14 protein-coding genes are annotated in these 14,521 nt (G+C 72.6%); 7 read left to right on the top strand and 7 right to left on the bottom strand.

Annotated elements, in window-relative coordinates; genetic code table 11:
- Positions 1 to 55: 55 nt before the first annotated feature.
- Together F1C76_02355 and F1C76_02350 are read left to right on the top strand one after the other, a co-directional pair.
- Complete coding sequence (locus F1C76_02355) at positions 56 to 850, top strand: hypothetical protein (protein QNG35601.1); 795 nt, start codon at positions 56 to 58, stop codon at positions 848 to 850.
- A 121-nt stretch (positions 851 to 971) separates the two neighbouring features.
- The gene (locus F1C76_02350) at positions 972 to 2,123 is read left to right on the top strand and encodes an IS30 family transposase (protein ID QNG35600.1); all 1,152 of its coding nucleotides are present in this window, start codon (positions 972 to 974) and stop codon (positions 2,121 to 2,123) included.
- A 20-nt stretch (positions 2,124 to 2,143) separates the two neighbouring features.
- Here the strand turns inward: F1C76_02350 and F1C76_02345 are convergent, their stop codons facing one another.
- Positions 2,144 to 2,755 carry a TetR/AcrR family transcriptional regulator gene (locus F1C76_02345; GenBank protein QNG35599.1) on the bottom strand — a complete coding sequence of 204 codons (612 nt, stop codon included), beginning with the start codon at positions 2,753 to 2,755 and terminating at the stop codon, positions 2,144 to 2,146.
- A gap of 42 nt (positions 2,756 to 2,797) precedes the next feature.
- Here F1C76_02345 and F1C76_02340 point away from each other — a divergent pair, with 42 nt between their 5' ends.
- Complete coding sequence (locus F1C76_02340) at positions 2,798 to 4,036, top strand: DUF3459 domain-containing protein (GenBank protein ID QNG35598.1); 1,239 nt, start codon at positions 2,798 to 2,800, stop codon at positions 4,034 to 4,036.
- 10 nt (positions 4,037 to 4,046) lie between these two features.
- On the opposite strand, the gene F1C76_02335 is transcribed toward F1C76_02340, so the two are convergent.
- On the bottom strand, positions 4,047 to 5,723 hold the full coding sequence (locus F1C76_02335) for a hypothetical protein (GenBank protein QNG35597.1): 1,677 nt from the start codon (positions 5,721 to 5,723) through the stop codon (positions 4,047 to 4,049).
- Between the two features lie 102 nt (positions 5,724 to 5,825).
- Here F1C76_02335 and F1C76_02330 point away from each other — a divergent pair, with 102 nt between their 5' ends.
- Together F1C76_02330 and F1C76_02325 are read left to right on the top strand one after the other, a co-directional pair.
- A complete protein-coding gene (locus F1C76_02330; protein ID QNG35596.1) occupies positions 5,826 to 7,355 on the top strand; it encodes a long-chain fatty acid--CoA ligase in 1,530 nt (509 codons plus the stop codon).
- A 16-nt stretch (positions 7,356 to 7,371) separates the two neighbouring features.
- Complete coding sequence (locus F1C76_02325; GenBank protein QNG35595.1) at positions 7,372 to 8,268, top strand: hypothetical protein; 897 nt, start codon at positions 7,372 to 7,374, stop codon at positions 8,266 to 8,268.
- A gap of 21 nt (positions 8,269 to 8,289) precedes the next feature.
- Here the strand turns inward: F1C76_02325 and F1C76_02320 are convergent, their stop codons facing one another.
- Positions 8,290 to 9,123, bottom strand: a complete 834-nt coding sequence (locus F1C76_02320; protein QNG35594.1) for a hypothetical protein — start codon at positions 9,121 to 9,123, stop codon at positions 8,290 to 8,292.
- 121 nt (positions 9,124 to 9,244) lie between these two features.
- Here F1C76_02320 and F1C76_02315 point away from each other — a divergent pair, with 121 nt between their 5' ends.
- Positions 9,245 to 9,634, top strand: a complete 390-nt coding sequence (locus F1C76_02315) for a VOC family protein (GenBank protein QNG35593.1) — start codon at positions 9,245 to 9,247, stop codon at positions 9,632 to 9,634.
- Here F1C76_02315 and F1C76_02310 read toward each other — a convergent pair.
- The 3 genes from F1C76_02310 to F1C76_02300 all read right to left on the bottom strand — a co-directional run bounded on the left by F1C76_02310 (position 9,621) and on the right by F1C76_02300 (position 11,801).
- Positions 9,621 to 10,373, bottom strand: coding sequence for a class F sortase (locus tag F1C76_02310; GenBank protein QNG35592.1), 753 nt, complete (start codon positions 10,371 to 10,373; stop codon positions 9,621 to 9,623). The two genes, F1C76_02315 and F1C76_02310, sit on opposite strands and share 14 nt — an antisense overlap.
- An 80-nt stretch (positions 10,374 to 10,453) precedes the next feature.
- Positions 10,454 to 10,855, bottom strand: coding sequence for a hypothetical protein (locus F1C76_02305; protein ID QNG35591.1), 402 nt, complete (start codon positions 10,853 to 10,855; stop codon positions 10,454 to 10,456).
- A gap of 172 nt (positions 10,856 to 11,027) precedes the next feature.
- The gene (locus F1C76_02300) at positions 11,028 to 11,801 is read right to left on the bottom strand and encodes a thioesterase family protein (protein ID QNG38948.1); all 774 of its coding nucleotides are present in this window, start codon (positions 11,799 to 11,801) and stop codon (positions 11,028 to 11,030) included.
- A 29-nt stretch (positions 11,802 to 11,830) separates the two neighbouring features.
- Between F1C76_02300 and F1C76_02295 the strand changes: the two genes are divergently transcribed.
- On the top strand, positions 11,831 to 12,277 hold the full coding sequence (locus tag F1C76_02295; protein ID QNG35590.1) for a hypothetical protein: 447 nt from the start codon (positions 11,831 to 11,833) through the stop codon (positions 12,275 to 12,277).
- Here F1C76_02295 and F1C76_02290 read toward each other — a convergent pair.
- Positions 12,274 to 14,457: a bifunctional diguanylate cyclase/phosphodiesterase gene (locus F1C76_02290; protein ID QNG35589.1), complete on the bottom strand. Its 2,184-nt coding sequence runs from the start codon at positions 14,455 to 14,457 to the stop codon at positions 12,274 to 12,276. The genes F1C76_02295 and F1C76_02290 overlap by 4 nt on opposite strands.
- Positions 14,458 to 14,521 lie beyond the last annotated feature (64 nt).

The raw sequence follows: 14,521 nt of genomic DNA, 5'->3' as shown, positions 1-14,521 counted from the left end.
GTTACGGTTCGGCAGCCGTCGGTGAGCGACGGCTCAGCCACGGGGAGAACCGAGAATGACGCAGCCGCCGTTCCACCAGCCGTCCGGACAGCCGGACCCGGGACGTCCGTACCACGGGCCGGTTCCGACCGGGGACTTCCCCACGGCGGCCTACGGGCAGAACGGTGTCCCGTGGCAGCAGTTCCCGCCCCCGCAGTTTCCGCCCCCGCAGTTCCCGCCCCCGGGGCAGTACACGGGTCCCGGGCAGCCTCCCGCTGCACCGCAGGTGCCGGGTGCCAAGCCGTGGTTCAAGCGCAAGCGGGTCGTGATCCCTGCCGTGGTCCTGGGCCTGGGCATCATCGGTTCGGCGGTGAACGGACCGACCGAGACCAGTCCGTCCTCGACGGCCTCCGCAGCGACGTCCTCGTCGTCCTCGGCGCCGATCTCCTCGGTGGTCCCGCCGCCGCCGGTCACCGATGTCGTCGAGGCCGCTCCGGCACCGGTGACCACCACGGTCGCGCCGGCGCCTGCGCCCACGACCACGGTCGCTCCCGCGCCGGCCCCGGCACCGGTGCCGGACGTGTCCGTGAGCCAGTCCAACGCACTCCGCGCGGCGAACAGCTACCTGGACTTCACCAACTTCTCCCGCACGGGCCTGATCGGCCAGCTCGAGTACGAGGGGTACTCGACCGCTGACGCCACCTGGGCGGCCGACACCGTCACGGTCGACTGGAACGCCCAGGCGGCCGGGTCGGCGGAGAGCTACCTGGAGTTCACCTCGTTCTCCCGGTCCGGGCTCATCGACCAGCTGGTCTTCGAGGGCTACACCCCGGAGCAGGCCGCCTTCGGGGCCGACTCGGTCGGCCTCTGACCACCCCGCACGAGAAGCGCCCTTCCCGTCAGCCGAGCTGACGAAAAGGGCGGCGGTCTCAACGGGTGGATGCAACAGCCTCTGCAGATGATCACGGTGTCGTGGTCTGAGGGGTGGTCCGGTGAGGTCGTCGGGGTTGTCGGTGGAGCAGCAGGATCAGTTGTGGGCGCGATGGCGGGCCGGTGAGTCACTGCGTGGCATCGGCCGGTCATTGGGGCTGTCGCATGCCACGGTGCACCGGCATGTCACGGCGTGTGGTGGCAGACGGCCGGTAGCGCGGCGGCGGGGGCCGCTGGCGTTGAGCGTGGTCGAGCGGGAGGAGATCAGCCGCGGGATCGCCGCCGAGGCGTCGGTGCGGGCGATCGCGCGTGTGTTGGGGCGGGAGCCCTCCACGATCAGCCGGGAGCTGGCCCGCAACGGCGGGCGGGAGGCCTACCGGGCCGCAGCAGCCGATGCCGCGGCCGATCGTCGGGCGCTGCGACCCAAGCCGGCGAAGCTGGCGATCGACGGGCGGCTTCGCGCGGAGGTGCAGCGTGGGCTGGCCCTGGAGTGGTCACCGCAGCAGATCGCGTCACGCTTGGTCGTGGACTTCCCCGACGATGAGGCGATGCGGGTCTCCCACGAGACGATCTACCTGACCTTGTTCGTGCAGGCCAGGGGCGGGTTGGCCCGTGAGTTGACCCGGTCGTTGCGCACCGGTCGGGCGACCCGGCACCCGCGCGGGGCCAAGTTGCCTTCCGGGCGTGGGCAGCTGCGCGGGATGGTCCCGATCTCCGAACGACCCGCCGAGGCCACCGACCGGGCGGTCCCCGGGCACTGGGAGGGCGACCTCGTCTTGGGCAAGCTGCCCAGTGCAGTGGCCACCCTGGTGGAGCGCACCACCCGGTTCGTGGCGTTGGTGGCGCTACCGGAAGGCAAGAAGGCCGAGCAGGTCCACCCGGCTCTGGCCGCAGCGATCAGGCGGGTGCCAGCCCAGCTGCGCCGGTCCCTGACCTGGGACCAGGGCAAGGAGATGGCCGCCCACGCACAGTTCACCGTGGCCACCGGCGTCGACGTCTATTTCTGCGACCCCAAGAGCCCCTGGCAGCGGGGCAGCAACGAGAACACCAACGGCCTCCTCCGCCAGTACCTGCCCAAGGGCGCCGACCTCACGGCCTTCACCCAGCACGACCTCGACGCCATCGCCGCACGACTCAACGGCCGACCCCGACAGACCCTGGACTGGAAGACTCCCGCCGAAGCATTCAACGAGGCCGTTGCACACACCCGTTGAGACCGCCGCGCTTCTCGTCGTCAGAGGGCGGCCTCCAGGGCGGCCTGGAGGGCGTCGAGGGACATCGCGAGCAGGGCGGGGCGGGACGACGCCGGGCAACCGCGGTCGGCCCAGGCCAGGCAGGCGGACTCCAGGAAGCCCAGGTAGCCGCGCAGGGCCAGGCCGGCCGGGCCGGCGGGGTCCACGGACAGGACGTCGGCGAGCCGGTCGACGTAGCCGGTCAGCGCCTGTGCCCGGAGCCGGTCGGCGGCCGGGACGCCCTCTCCGCGCAGCGGGGCGGACCAGCCCACCGGGGCCGCGGCGACGACGTCCAGGTAGACCTCGATCGAGCGGGCGACCCGGGACATCGGGGGAGTGCCGGCCGGCAGGGCGGCGTCGGCGGCCTCGTGCTCGGCCTGCAGCCGGGCCAGGGCTGCTTCGACGACGGCGGTGTACAGCTCGCCCTTCGTGCCGAAGTAGCGCAGCACGAGCGCCTCGGAGACCCCCACCCGCTCGGCGATCGCGGTGACCGCGACGTCCGGGTACGGGCGGACGCCGAACAGGACCGTGGCGACGGCGAGGATCTCGGCCCGGCGGACGGCGGGGTCCTGCCGGGTCCGGGGTCGGCGGTCGGTCCGGGGCACGGGGCGTATCCTACTGAGTCGAACTCACTGACGGCGATCGAGGAGGCACGGGTGCCCGACTGGGTGCAGGACGCGATCTGGTGGCAGGTGCACCCGCTGGGGTTCGTCGGCGCCGAACGGGACGCGCAGCAGGCCACCACGCACCGGCTGTCCCGGATCGCCGGCTGGCTCGACCACGCCGTCGCGCTCGGGGCCAACGGGCTGGCCCTGGGCCCGGTCTTCGCCGCGGAGACGCACGGCTACGACACCACCGACCACCTGCGCATCGACGGTCGGCTCGGCGACGAGCAGGACCTCCGCGACCTGGTCGACGCTGCGCACGCCAAGGGCGTCCGGGTGCTGCTGGACGGCGTGTTCAACCACGTCGGCCGCAGCCACGCCGCCTTCACCGACCCGACGAAGCAGCACTGGATCCGCCGCGGTCCCGACGGCGAGCCCGAGGTGTTCGAGGGCCACGGGCAGCTCGTCGCCCTCGACCACGCCCAGCCCGACGTCGTGCAGTTCGTCGTCGACGTGATGATCCACTGGCTCGAGCGCGGCATCGACGGGTGGCGGTTGGACGCGGCCTACGCCGTCCCGCCGGAGTTCTGGGCGCAGGTGCTGCCCGCCGTCCGGGAGCGGTTCCCCGACGTCTACGTGGTCGGTGAGGTCATCCACGGCGACTACGCCGGCATCATCGAGGCGTCGACGATGGACGCGGTCACCCAGTACGAGCTGTGGCAGGGCCTCTGGCACGGCATCGCCGAGGGCAACCTGTTCGAGCTCGACCACGCCCTGCAGCGCCACGACGGGTTCCTCGACGCGTTCGTGCCGTGGACGTTCGTGGGCAACCACGACGTCACCCGCATCGTCGACCAGGTCGGTGAGCAGCACCTGCCGCACGCGCTGGTGGTCTGGGCGACCGTCGGCGGCACCCCCGCCGTGTGGTCCGGCGACGAGTTCGGCTGGCACGGGATCAAGGAGGACCGGGTCGGTGGCGACGACGCGATCCGCCCCGAGTTCCCCGCCGACCCGCTGTCCGTCGAGGGCGGCGCGGTGTTCGCGCTGCACCAGGAGCTGATCGGGCTGCGCCGTCGGCACCGCTGGCTGCACCACGCCCGGACGACGACCGAGCACCTGACCAACCTGCAGCTGGTCTACCGCACCGAGGCCGACGGCAAGGCCCTGATCGTCGCGCTCAACCTGGCCGACGAGCCCGCCACCGTCCCGGCCGCCGGTGCGGTGCTCGCCGGACGGATCGACGGCGGCAGGCTGCCCGCGCACGGCTGGGCGGTGCTATCCGACGGATGAGAACTGGGCCTCAGGTCTTCGTGTTGGACATGTGTTTGTGCGGGCCGAAGTAGCCGACGAACACTTTTCCAAGTTCTTGTGAAGCCTTGAAGTAGATCCGAGGAGCGAGCATGCCGCCCCCGGTAGAAATCTTGAGATGTGCCTCCATGCTCACCACTCCCGATGGAGACACGTCGCGGTGGACGGGCAGCATGCGTTGTGAGGCCATCCTCTTGTTCTGCCGTACGGATTGCGACTCGACCATTGCCAGATGCTTGTCGGTCGCCGGCCATACTCTTGGGTGCTGAGAACGCAAGCACCAATTCCAAAAGTCCATCGATGTTTCGGCGGACGCTAGGTGCTCTCCGTAAGCGGCTAAGGCGCGAAAACCATCCCACGCCTTTTGACCCCAGGAGGGACCCTCGACTGCTGTGTCCAGGTGGTCTAAGTCGCGGCAAGCGTCGGGATGTACGACAAGAGTTGCCCACAGATGGGCGCGCGCAAGATCCACTGCTTCTTGAGAGCTTCCTGCCTTGTCCGGAAGCGATGAGAGGGGGGCTGTCAGAGAAGCAGAATCGTCCTCGGCGAGTTCTGTTAGCCGCGACCGCAGAAGGCTGACCGTGCGAACGGCTGCATCCAACCGTTCCGTGAGCGAAGTGGTGCGCTCTACCTCCGCTTCAAAGTCTGCAGTTGCTCCAAGATGCCCATCTTCAGCGGCGCGCAGCGAGGCTTGTACCTCATTCATGCGCCCCAGAAGCGCGGTATTCTCCTCCTCCAAGATGCGTACCCATTCAGAGCTCTCACCCTCTGATCTATCGGCATCCAGCAGGCTCTTAGCACCCACGTAAGACGCTGGAGGCCTCCGTGTCGTGATGCTGGCTCCGACAGCAGCCATCACAATCTTGCTGGCTCGGGCCCGGTCGGTGAGATACCGATCTGGCTTGACGAGCGGATGGAGCCACGGGGTGCCGCGTGCGGGATCCAAGAGGGGTTGATAGACCCGGCAACTCGCCCCCCAGACGCCGTGATCTCGACCCAATGCAGAAGAGAGCGCATCGGATGCGGCCTCATCAACCACAAAGACGGGCACCGCGCCCGCTAATCGGCGAGCCGTGAAAAGCGCGACGTCCTCGAATTGGAAGCGGGACGCCGGCGTGAAGCGGCTGGCTACCGGCGGGTACAGACTCATGACCAGGGCGGGGATGCTGCGTTCCTGATCGCTCAGTATTTCCGCGAGCGCTTCGCCGCCTTGTGAGCCGACGAAATACCGGGGCAGAGCCAGGAGCGGTACCGGGCCGCATCGGGTGTTGAACCCATCGCCCAGCATTTCGTTAACAACCGTTGGGGCAGCAATGGTCACGTGCGCCATTCCCGATGGACCTTCGGCTTCGACGTCAACCCATGCCCAGGTCGTCCGTCCTGCCTCAGAGTCCGCGGTCCAACAGTTTAGCGTCGTCTGCCATCTTTCCCCGGCAGGGTTGATCTCAACGAGAGCAGCTTTCACCGCTATCGAGGAGTCGTATCGCGCGCGCCGGAGGGTTCCCTCAACGTGTAGTTCGGGCTTTTGGAGTGCTGCTGAGACGGTTGCGGAGTCTTCGAGACGCAGCCCGCGGGTCTTCTTGGTGAACCAAGCCTGAAACGCCGCCAACAGCTCGTCCGACGCGTCGACCCGGTCGTCGGTCCACATGGCCCGATAGAGAACGGTCATCGGTCTCAGCCCCCGTTTCCGATACCGGAATCTTGTCAAACAGGACACGTGAAAGCCAGTGGGTGCTGGCTCTCCGCTGAGCTCACAGGGGGCGGGTGCAGGATGCAACGAGGTGGCGACGGCGCCACCGGGAACGGGAGCGACGTGGTCTTCGACGACAGCGGCATCGAGCGCGGTGCCGACGGCATCGCCCGCTACACCGGGCTGGAGCAGAACCTGGTGCGCGGGTTCGCCCGCACCGTGGCGGCCCACCCCGACCGGACGGCCGTCATCGAGCTGGACGGTCCCACCGTCACCTACCGCGAGCTGTGGGACGGCGCCGCCCGGGTGGCCGGGGGCCTGGACGCGCAGGGTGTGCAGCCCGGGGACCGGGTGGCGATCGCCCACCCCAACGGGCTGACCTGGATGCTCGGCTTCTGGGGCGCCCAGCTGGCCGGGGCCGTCGTCGTCCCGCTGAACACCCGGCTGGCACCGGCCGAGCGCGCGTTCATCGAGACCGACTCCGGCGCCGTCGTCACGATCGGCGAACTGCCCGACGGCGAGCCGGTCGAGCCGGCCGACCCCGCCGCGACCGACCTGGCGGCGCTGTTCTACACCTCGGGCACCACCGGGCGGCCCAAGGGCGCGATGCTCACCCAGGAGTGCTTCCTGTCCTCGGCGGAGAACGTGGAGCGCTGCCGCGAGCTCGACCCGGACGTCGTCAACGTCTCGCTGATCTCGGTGCCGCTCTTCCACGTCACCGGCTGCTGCTCGCAGATGGTCACCCAGGTGCTGATGGCCGGCACGACCGTGCTGATGCCGCGCTTCCGGCCCGAGACCTTCCTGGCCGCGGTCGCCGAGCACCGGGTCACCCTGCTCACCAGCGTGCCGACGATCTACGAGCTGGTGCTCCGGCACCCCGACGTGGGCACCGCCGACCTGTCCAGCGTGCGCGCGCTGTCCTACGGCGGCGCCCCGATGGCCCCCGAGCTCGTGCACCGGCTGCGGACGACGCTCCCCGGCGTCCGGCTGGGCAACGGGTTCGGCCTCTCCGAGACCAGCGCGCTCGCGACCTTCCTGCCCGACGCCTGGACCGACGCGCACGCCGATTCGGTGGGCTTCCCGGCGCCGGTGGTCGACGTCGCCGTCGACCGGCCCGACCCCGACACCGGGGTGGGCGAGCTGCTGGTGCGCGGCCAGAACGTCGCGGTCGGCTACTGGGGCGACCCGGCCCGGACGGCGGAGACCTTCGTCGACGGGTGGCTGCACACCGGTGATCTCGCTTCGATCGACGCCGAGGGCCTGGTCCGGATCGTCGACCGGGCCAAGGACATGATCAACCGCGGTGGGGAGAACGTGTACTCCGTCGAGGTGGAGAACGCCCTCGCCGAGCACCCCGACGTGCTGGAGGTCGCCGTGGTCGGCGTCCCCGACCCGGTGATGGGGGAGAAGGTCGGGGCGGTGGTCCTGGCCCGCCCGGGGACGACGCTGCACGCCCCCGAGCTGGCCGCGTTCGCCCGGGAGCGGCTGGCCGACTTCAAGGTGCCCCAGTTCCTGCGGGTGCTGGACGGCCCGCTGCCCCGCAACGCCGGCGGCAAGGTGCTCAAGGGCCCGCTGCGGACGGCGACCGACTGGATCCCCGTCCCGCGCTGACTGGCAGGGTGGCCCGATGCGACTCGAGGCCACCGCGACCGTCCTGCCGCTGACCGACGTCGACCTGCTGCGCCGGGTGGTGCCGCACCTGCTGACCGCTGTCCGGGCGGTGCCGGTCGTCGACGGTGCGCCGGTGGACGCCTGGGGCCGGCGCTGCACCGGGGTGCAGGTGACCGGCGTGCACCCGCGGCCGGGCACCCGCTACGCCCTGACGGTGCCCCCGGCGCCCACCCGGGCCGAGGCCGAGGCGACCGAGATCCCGGTCGAGGCCGAGCGGGAGCTCCTCGGGCTGCGCCGGCGGGGGGACCGCGCCGCGGTGAACGCCTGGTACCGGCGCTGGCTGCCCGCCCGGGCCGCGACCGGTGCGACACCGGTGGTCGTGGAGCTGCGCACCGACACCCGGGCCGAGGTGGCCGTGGTCGTGCACCTCGACGGGGTGCAGGTCGAGGTCGAGCTGGCCGACCCGGGCAGTGCCCGGGCGGTGGTGGTGCGGGCGTCCGGGGTGGTCGCTGCGGGCCGTCGGTTCGCCGACGGCCCGGTCGACGGCGAGGCCGCGGTCCAGCTCGACCGGCTCCCGCCGCGGCAGGACCGCCGTCCCCAGGTGACGGCATCGGGGTCGTTCCGCCGGGGCGCCGGCAGTCTGCGGCTCTGGGTCGAGCCCGAGGGCGACCGTTGGCGGCTGCGTGCCCGGGTGCGGGTCACCGGGCGGGGGGTGCTGCGCCCGGTGGTGTTCCTGGGCGGGCTGTTCGGCCGCGCTCGCGTCGAGCAGGCCGTGTCCGGCGAGCTGGCCCGGTCGTCGGCCGGGGGCGTGCTGTCGGACCTCTGGGGAGTGTTCGGACCCGATCCCGACCCGGCGGAGATCGCCGCCGTCCTCGTGGAGCGCGTGCTGGTGCTCGCCCGGCCGGACCGCTGAGGGTCCGGCCGGGGCGGGGGGTCAGCCGGTCGGGCGGACCTTGGCCCAGCGCAGGAACGCCGCGGCCTCCTGCGGGCTCTCCAGACCGACCAGCGAGCGGAGCAGGTCGTTGCTCCACACCGCGACGCGGCCGGCGGTGAAGGAGGACTTGTCGACCGGGGGCAGGTCGAGGCCGAAGACGTCCTTGGCGATCTCCTTCTTGCCGTCGGCGGCGGCGCTGTAGCGCAGCAGCGGCAGGAAGCGCTCGGGCTCGACGACGGCCAGGACCTTGGTCAGCATCGGCTCCTTGAAGGAGGGGAAGCCCAGGCCCTTCTTGCCCTCGACGAGCTGGGTGAGCCGGTCCTCCACGCGCAGGCTCTCCGGCCCGTACAGCAGGTGGTCGATCGAGGCGCGGACGCCGTCGGCGGCCTTGTCGTCCCCGGCGGTCTTCCAGGCGCGGGTGAACCCGGAGGTGTTGCCCGGGTTGGCCAGCGTGGTGGACGTGGCGAAGTGCAGCAGCGCCTCGGGGCTGGCCGAGGAGAGGTTCTCCTTCTGGAACAGCTCGCGGTAGCGGCTGGCGAAGCCCTCGACGTCGGGGTCGGCGTCGGGCTTCTGGGCGATGTACTCGGCCTCGAGGGCGGTGATCCGCTCCCGGACGTCGGGCCGGACGTCGGCTGCCGAGGGGAACTCACCCTGCAGCGTGTCGACGGAACGCACGTGCGGACGGGCCGGGTCGCGGCGGGCTTCGCCGCGCAGCCACTCGTGGCCGCAGTCGGCGCAGTGGATCAGCAGACGGCTGTCGGGCTGGGGGGTGCCGGTGATGTCCTCGGAGGAGCATTCCGGGCAGGCGATCAGGGCCAAGGAGAGAGCCTTCACGGTCGTTCGAACACGAATGGCTCGGTGTGCAACCGAGTTTAGTGCCCCCTCGGCGATGAGTCCCGCCCCGTGACCCGGTCACCCCTCCGACACCCCGCCGTCCCACCCCCGAGGAGCACCCGTGCCGCTGCAGGACCTGGACGCGATCACCCTGTTCACCGAGGACCTGGCCGCCTCGCGCGCCTTCTACGCCGCCGTCTTCGACCGCCCCGTGGTGCACGAGGACGACGTCTCGACCGCCTTCGACCTCGGCAACGTGATCGTCAACCTGCTGCAGTCGACCGAGGCCCCCGAGCTGGTGACGCCGGGCGAGGTGGCCCCGCCGTCTGGGCACCGGTTCCTGCTCACCGTCGGCGTCGAGGACGTCGACGCCGTCTGCGTGACCCTCGCCGAGCTGGGCGTCGCCCTGACCAACGGCCCGCAGGACCGCCCCTGGGGCATCCGGACGGCGGCCTTCGCCGACCCGTCGGGTCACCTCTGGGAGATCGCCGCCCCGCTCAGCCGCCGCTGACGAGCGAGGCGAAGACGACGACGTTGTCCAGGTAGTCGCCGGTGTCCTCGTCGAAGGAGCCGCCGCAGGTGATCAGGCGCAGCCCGGCGTGGTCGATGTCGCCGTAGACCGCGTCGGAGGGGAACTCGTCCTTGGGGTGCTCCTCGACGGCGTCGACGACGAAGACCGCCCGGGTGCCGTCGGCGCGGTCCACGACGACCTCGTCACCGGGCAGCAGCTCGCGCAGGCCGTAGAACGCGCCGGGCTCACCGGACCAGTCGACGTGCCCGGCCAGCACGGAGGGCCCGAGCTCGCCCGGGGTCGGGCTGCCGTCGAACCAGCCGACCGGGTAGGCGCCGCCGGGCACCTCCATCGACCCGTCCCGCTCCAGGCCCAGGTCGATGACCGACGAGGTCACCCCGAGAGCCGGGATCTGCACCCGGGTGGGCGTGCTGGGGGTCAGCTGCAGGGCGATCGGCGCAGCCGTCTCGACGACCGGCGCCGGGACGACGGGAGCAGGCGCTTGGGCCACCGGGGCCGGGGCGGCGACGACGGCGACCGGCTGGTCGAGCCGCGCCGGCGCCGGGTCTCCCGACGAGGGCAGGACGACGACGGCGGCCACCCCGGCGGCGGCGAGCAGCGCCGAGGCGCCGGCCCAGGCACTGGAGCTGCTGGTCCGCCGTCGTCCGTACCGGGTGACGTGGGGGGCTTCGACCTCCACCGGGACCAGGGGTGGGGGGTACAGCCCGACGATGCGCACGGGAGAGACCGGCCGGACCTCGATCGGGTCCGGCCGGTCGCTCGCGGGTGCGCGGTGCCGCACGAGGAGGTGCGGGGTGCTCAGGCGGTGGCGCGGGAGGTGCGCTTGGACGCGAACGCGGCGCCACCGGCACCGACGAAGGCCAAGCCGCCGAGGACGTAGGGCAGCGCAGAGGCGTCCGACGACGACCCGTCACCGGCGGCGACGCCACCGGAGGGGACGACGGTGACCTGGGGGGCCGTGCCGGCACCGGCCGAGCGCGCCGTGCCGGCCGGGTAGACCTGGCTCTCGCAGGCCACGCCGTTGTTGTTCGCGTCGAGGCGCTCGGGGTCGCCGGGGACGGCGTCGAAGGCAGCCTGGGCGTCGGCCTGGCTGGCGAAGTCGGGGCAGTCCCGGTCAGCTGCCGCGGACGCGGTGCCGGTGAAGCCGATGGAGATCGTGGCGGCGGCGAGGACGCCGGCGGCGAGGGTGCGAGTGCGCATGTGGGTTGCTCCCCGTGAGGTGGTGGACGTTCTCCGTCACCCTGACCGCTGGGTCTCGGAACGGCCCGCGTGCCGCGCGCCTGTTTCCGACACCTGTGGGTCCGCTGTTCGGCACATGTCGTTCAGGTCACACACAGGGTCACGACAGCCGGGGGAGGACCGCCACGCAGCGCTACCGAGCGCGGACCAGCAGGGGCTGGGAGACCTCGCCGAGTACGCCGCGGGCATCGGCGAGGACGCCGGTGCACAGGCCCAGGCCGGTGGCGGAGATCGAGGTGCGGCAGGACAGGTGCACCCACTCGCCCTCGGCCTCGCGGACGAGGTGGGCGGTCATCCCCGGCGGGATGGACAGCCACGAGTCGATGGGCAGCTCTGCGGAGATGCCGTTGGCGGCATCGGCGGCGATGAGCACCCGGTCGGTGCCGGTCAGCTCCTGCCCGTCGATCAGGGGGATGCGCACCCGGGTCCACACGTCGGCAGCACCCGGCTCGGTGGCCGCCCCTGCCGTGTACCGCCAGTCCAGCGCCCGCCCGTAGCCCCAGTCGGTGAGCTGCGGCAGCACCTGGGACCCCTCGGACGGCACCGGCGGGGGTGGGGTCAGCGACGTGACCACGGGCGGGGTGGGGCCCGGGGCCAGTGACCACACCCGGGCGACGGCCACGGTCCGGCCCTCCACGGTCATCACCGCCTCGGTGAGGTCGATCCGCCGACCGGGCCGCACGGGGGAGACCCCGACGGTCAGCTCGCGACGGGGGATGGCGCCGAAGAAGTCCACCGACACCCGGGCGACCTGCTGGCCGCCGTTCGCCGCACCGGCGAGGTGGGCGAGCAGCGCCGAGGGCGGGCCGCCGTGCTGGGCCTCGCCGTCCCACGGGCTCTCGGTGGCCACCGTCGGGGCGAACCGGTTCCCGCCCAGCGGGAGGTAGAAGGCGTCCATGCCCGGCATCCTCACCCACGCCGGGCCAGGATGGACCGGTGCGTCGCCCCAGCCCCGAGCCGATGGGCCTGCGCGGGCGGCTGGTGTGCGCCGTCGTCGGGATGGTGCTCCTCGGTGCCGGCGGGTGGCTCACCCTGGCCGAGCCCGCCGAGCGGTTGTCCGACGTGCTCGTCCGCGGCCTCTTCCTGTGCTGGGGGCTGGCCGGGCTCCTGTTCCCGCTCGCGGACCCGCGCACGCACGACCGGTGGTGGAAGGCCAGCGCGGTCCTGGTGACGGCGCCGCTGGTGGTCGGGCTGTTCGTCATCGGCCCGCTCGGCGTGCTGGCCCCCGAGCTGGTGGCCGACCCGGACGGGGGCACGAAGTGGCCGCGCACGCCCGACCGGGCCGTGACGACCGGCTGGGTGGTCGTCGTCCTCGAGCTGGTGGTGGTGGCGTTCCTCGTCGGTGACCGCCGGAGGGACCGTCGGGTGCCGCGGGACCGCTAGACCGCAGCCGCGACCCGCTGCGGGTGCGGCACCGGCCGGCCGAACAGCCAGCCCTGCCCACGGTCGATCCCCAGCGAGGCCAGCCGGGCGCACTGCGCGTCGGTCTCCACGCCCTCGGCGAGCACGGTGATGCCCAGGGCGTCGGCGAGCGCGACGACCCCGGCGAGCAGGCCGTGCGAGGCGTCCAGGCCGGTCACCGAGCGGTCGAGCTTGAGCACTGACACCGGGTAGCGCTGCAGGTAGGCCAGCGAGGTGTAGCCGGTGCCGAAGTCGTCCAGGTGCACGCCGACGCCGGCGTCGGCGAGCACCCTCAGCGGTCCGACCCCGGCCTCGGCGGGCAACTGGTCGTGTTCGGTGATCTCCACGTGCAGCCGTTCCGGGGCGAGGCCGGTGGCGTCCAGGGCGGTCTGCACCCGGCGGGCGAGGTCGGGGTCGACCATCGACGAGCGGCCCAGGTTGACGCTGACCGTCCAGTCCGACCCGGCGGTGGCCCACCCGGCGGCCGCGGCACAGGCCCGCTGCAGCACCCAGCTGTCCAGGGCCGCGCCCTGGCCCTGGGACTCCGCGAGGGGCAGGAACGCGTCGGGGCCCAGCACCCCGAGGGTGGGGTGCGCCCAGCGGAGCAGCGCCTCGTGGCCGAGGACCGTGCGGTCGGGCAGTGCGACCAGCGGCTGGAAGTGCAGGACCAGCTCCCCGGCGGCGGGGTCGCCGCGCACCAGGGCGCGGAGGTCCTCGGCCAGGGCCAGCTGCCCGAGGACGGCGGTGCGCTGCAGCGGGGCGAAGCGCGTCGTCGTCCCCCGGGCGGTGTCCTTGCTGGTGTAGAGGGCGACGTCGGCGTCGGCGAGGGCGTGGGTGAGCTCGCTGTCGGTGCGCACGTCGACCCACCCCGAGCTCGCCCGGACCGTGAACGCCTGGTCGCGCAACCCGTTGTCCAGGACGAAGGACTGCAGGAACGCCCGCTCGAGCAGGTCCTCGGGCAGGGGTGCCCCGGGTGCGAGGAGCAGCACGAACTCGTCGCCGCCGGAGCGGGCGACCGTCCCGTGGCCGGCGACGGCCTCGGCGAGCCGGCGGCCGACGGCGACCAGCAGCCGGTCACCGGTCTCGTGACCGAACGTGTCGTTGACGTGCTTGAAGTCGTCGACGTCGAGCACGGCGAGCCGGCCGACGACCGCGCCCGCCGCGACGGGGGTCAGCACGAGGGCGTCGAAGGCGTCCTGCAGCCCGCGGCGGTTGGCCAGCCCGGTGAGCGGGTCGTGCCGGGCGCGCTGCTCGCTGGTGTGCAGCGCCTGGGCGCCACGGGCGAGGGCGACACCGGCCAGGAACGCGCCGCTGACCAGGTAGACCCAGGTGGGCAGCCGGCCCGCGGGGTCGAAGCTGGCCAGCACGCACGGCACCACGACCAGCGGCACCAGCCCGAGCACCCGACCGGACTCCGGCCGCATCCGCGGCATCCGGCTGGTGGCGTACGCCGTCCGCATGCTGGGGTGCACCGCGGCGGCCACGAAGACCGTCGAGGCGAAGGCCCACAGGCTGTTCAGCGGGTGCGGCAGCAGCACGAGGTGCGTGCCGGTGTTGGCCACGACCGCGTCGTAGACGCAGGCGATGACCCCGGCGAGCACGAAGAGCTTGGTGCTGGGGCCGAGCTCCGCGCGGGAGGCCAGGAAGCGCAACAGCAGGCAGGCCAGGACGACGTCGACCGGCGACCACCAGGCGCTGGGCGGGGCGTCCACGGCGGTCGCGGCCCGTACGGCCTGCGCCGCGGCCAGGCCCATCACGGTGATCACCGCGACCAGGTCGGCCCGTCGTCCCCAGGTCTCGCGGCGGCTGACCGGGCGGGGGGAGCGGGGGGACCGGCGGTGCACGTCGAACATCAGCCCGACCACCACGAGGGCGAGCACTGTGCCGGCGAGCTGGGTGTCCAGGGCGAGCTGGACCGAGGTGGCGGCGAAGGAGACCGTCCAGGTGCCGAGCATGAGGCTCATCAGCAGCCAGGGCACCCGCCGGGCGGGTCGGTGCAGCGCGATCCCGACCAGCGGCGCGACGGTGGCCAGCCCGCAGGCGGTGAGCATCGCGGCCGGTCGGGCCGGGGTGTACAGCGACACCGCCGTGGCGGCGAGGGAGGCCCCGGCCAGGGCGACGGGGAGCAGTGCCCGCGCGCGGTGGGTGCGGGGGGCGGTCACCCTGAGGTCCTCGGCAGCCGGGACGTCGTCCTGCACCCCGCACGGCCGGGACCACCCGGTCGGG

The organism is Geodermatophilaceae bacterium NBWT11, assembly GCA_014218215.1.
GTDB lineage: Bacteria > Actinomycetota > Actinomycetes > Mycobacteriales > Geodermatophilaceae > Klenkia.
This window is presented reverse-complemented; position numbering and strand designations above follow the sequence as displayed.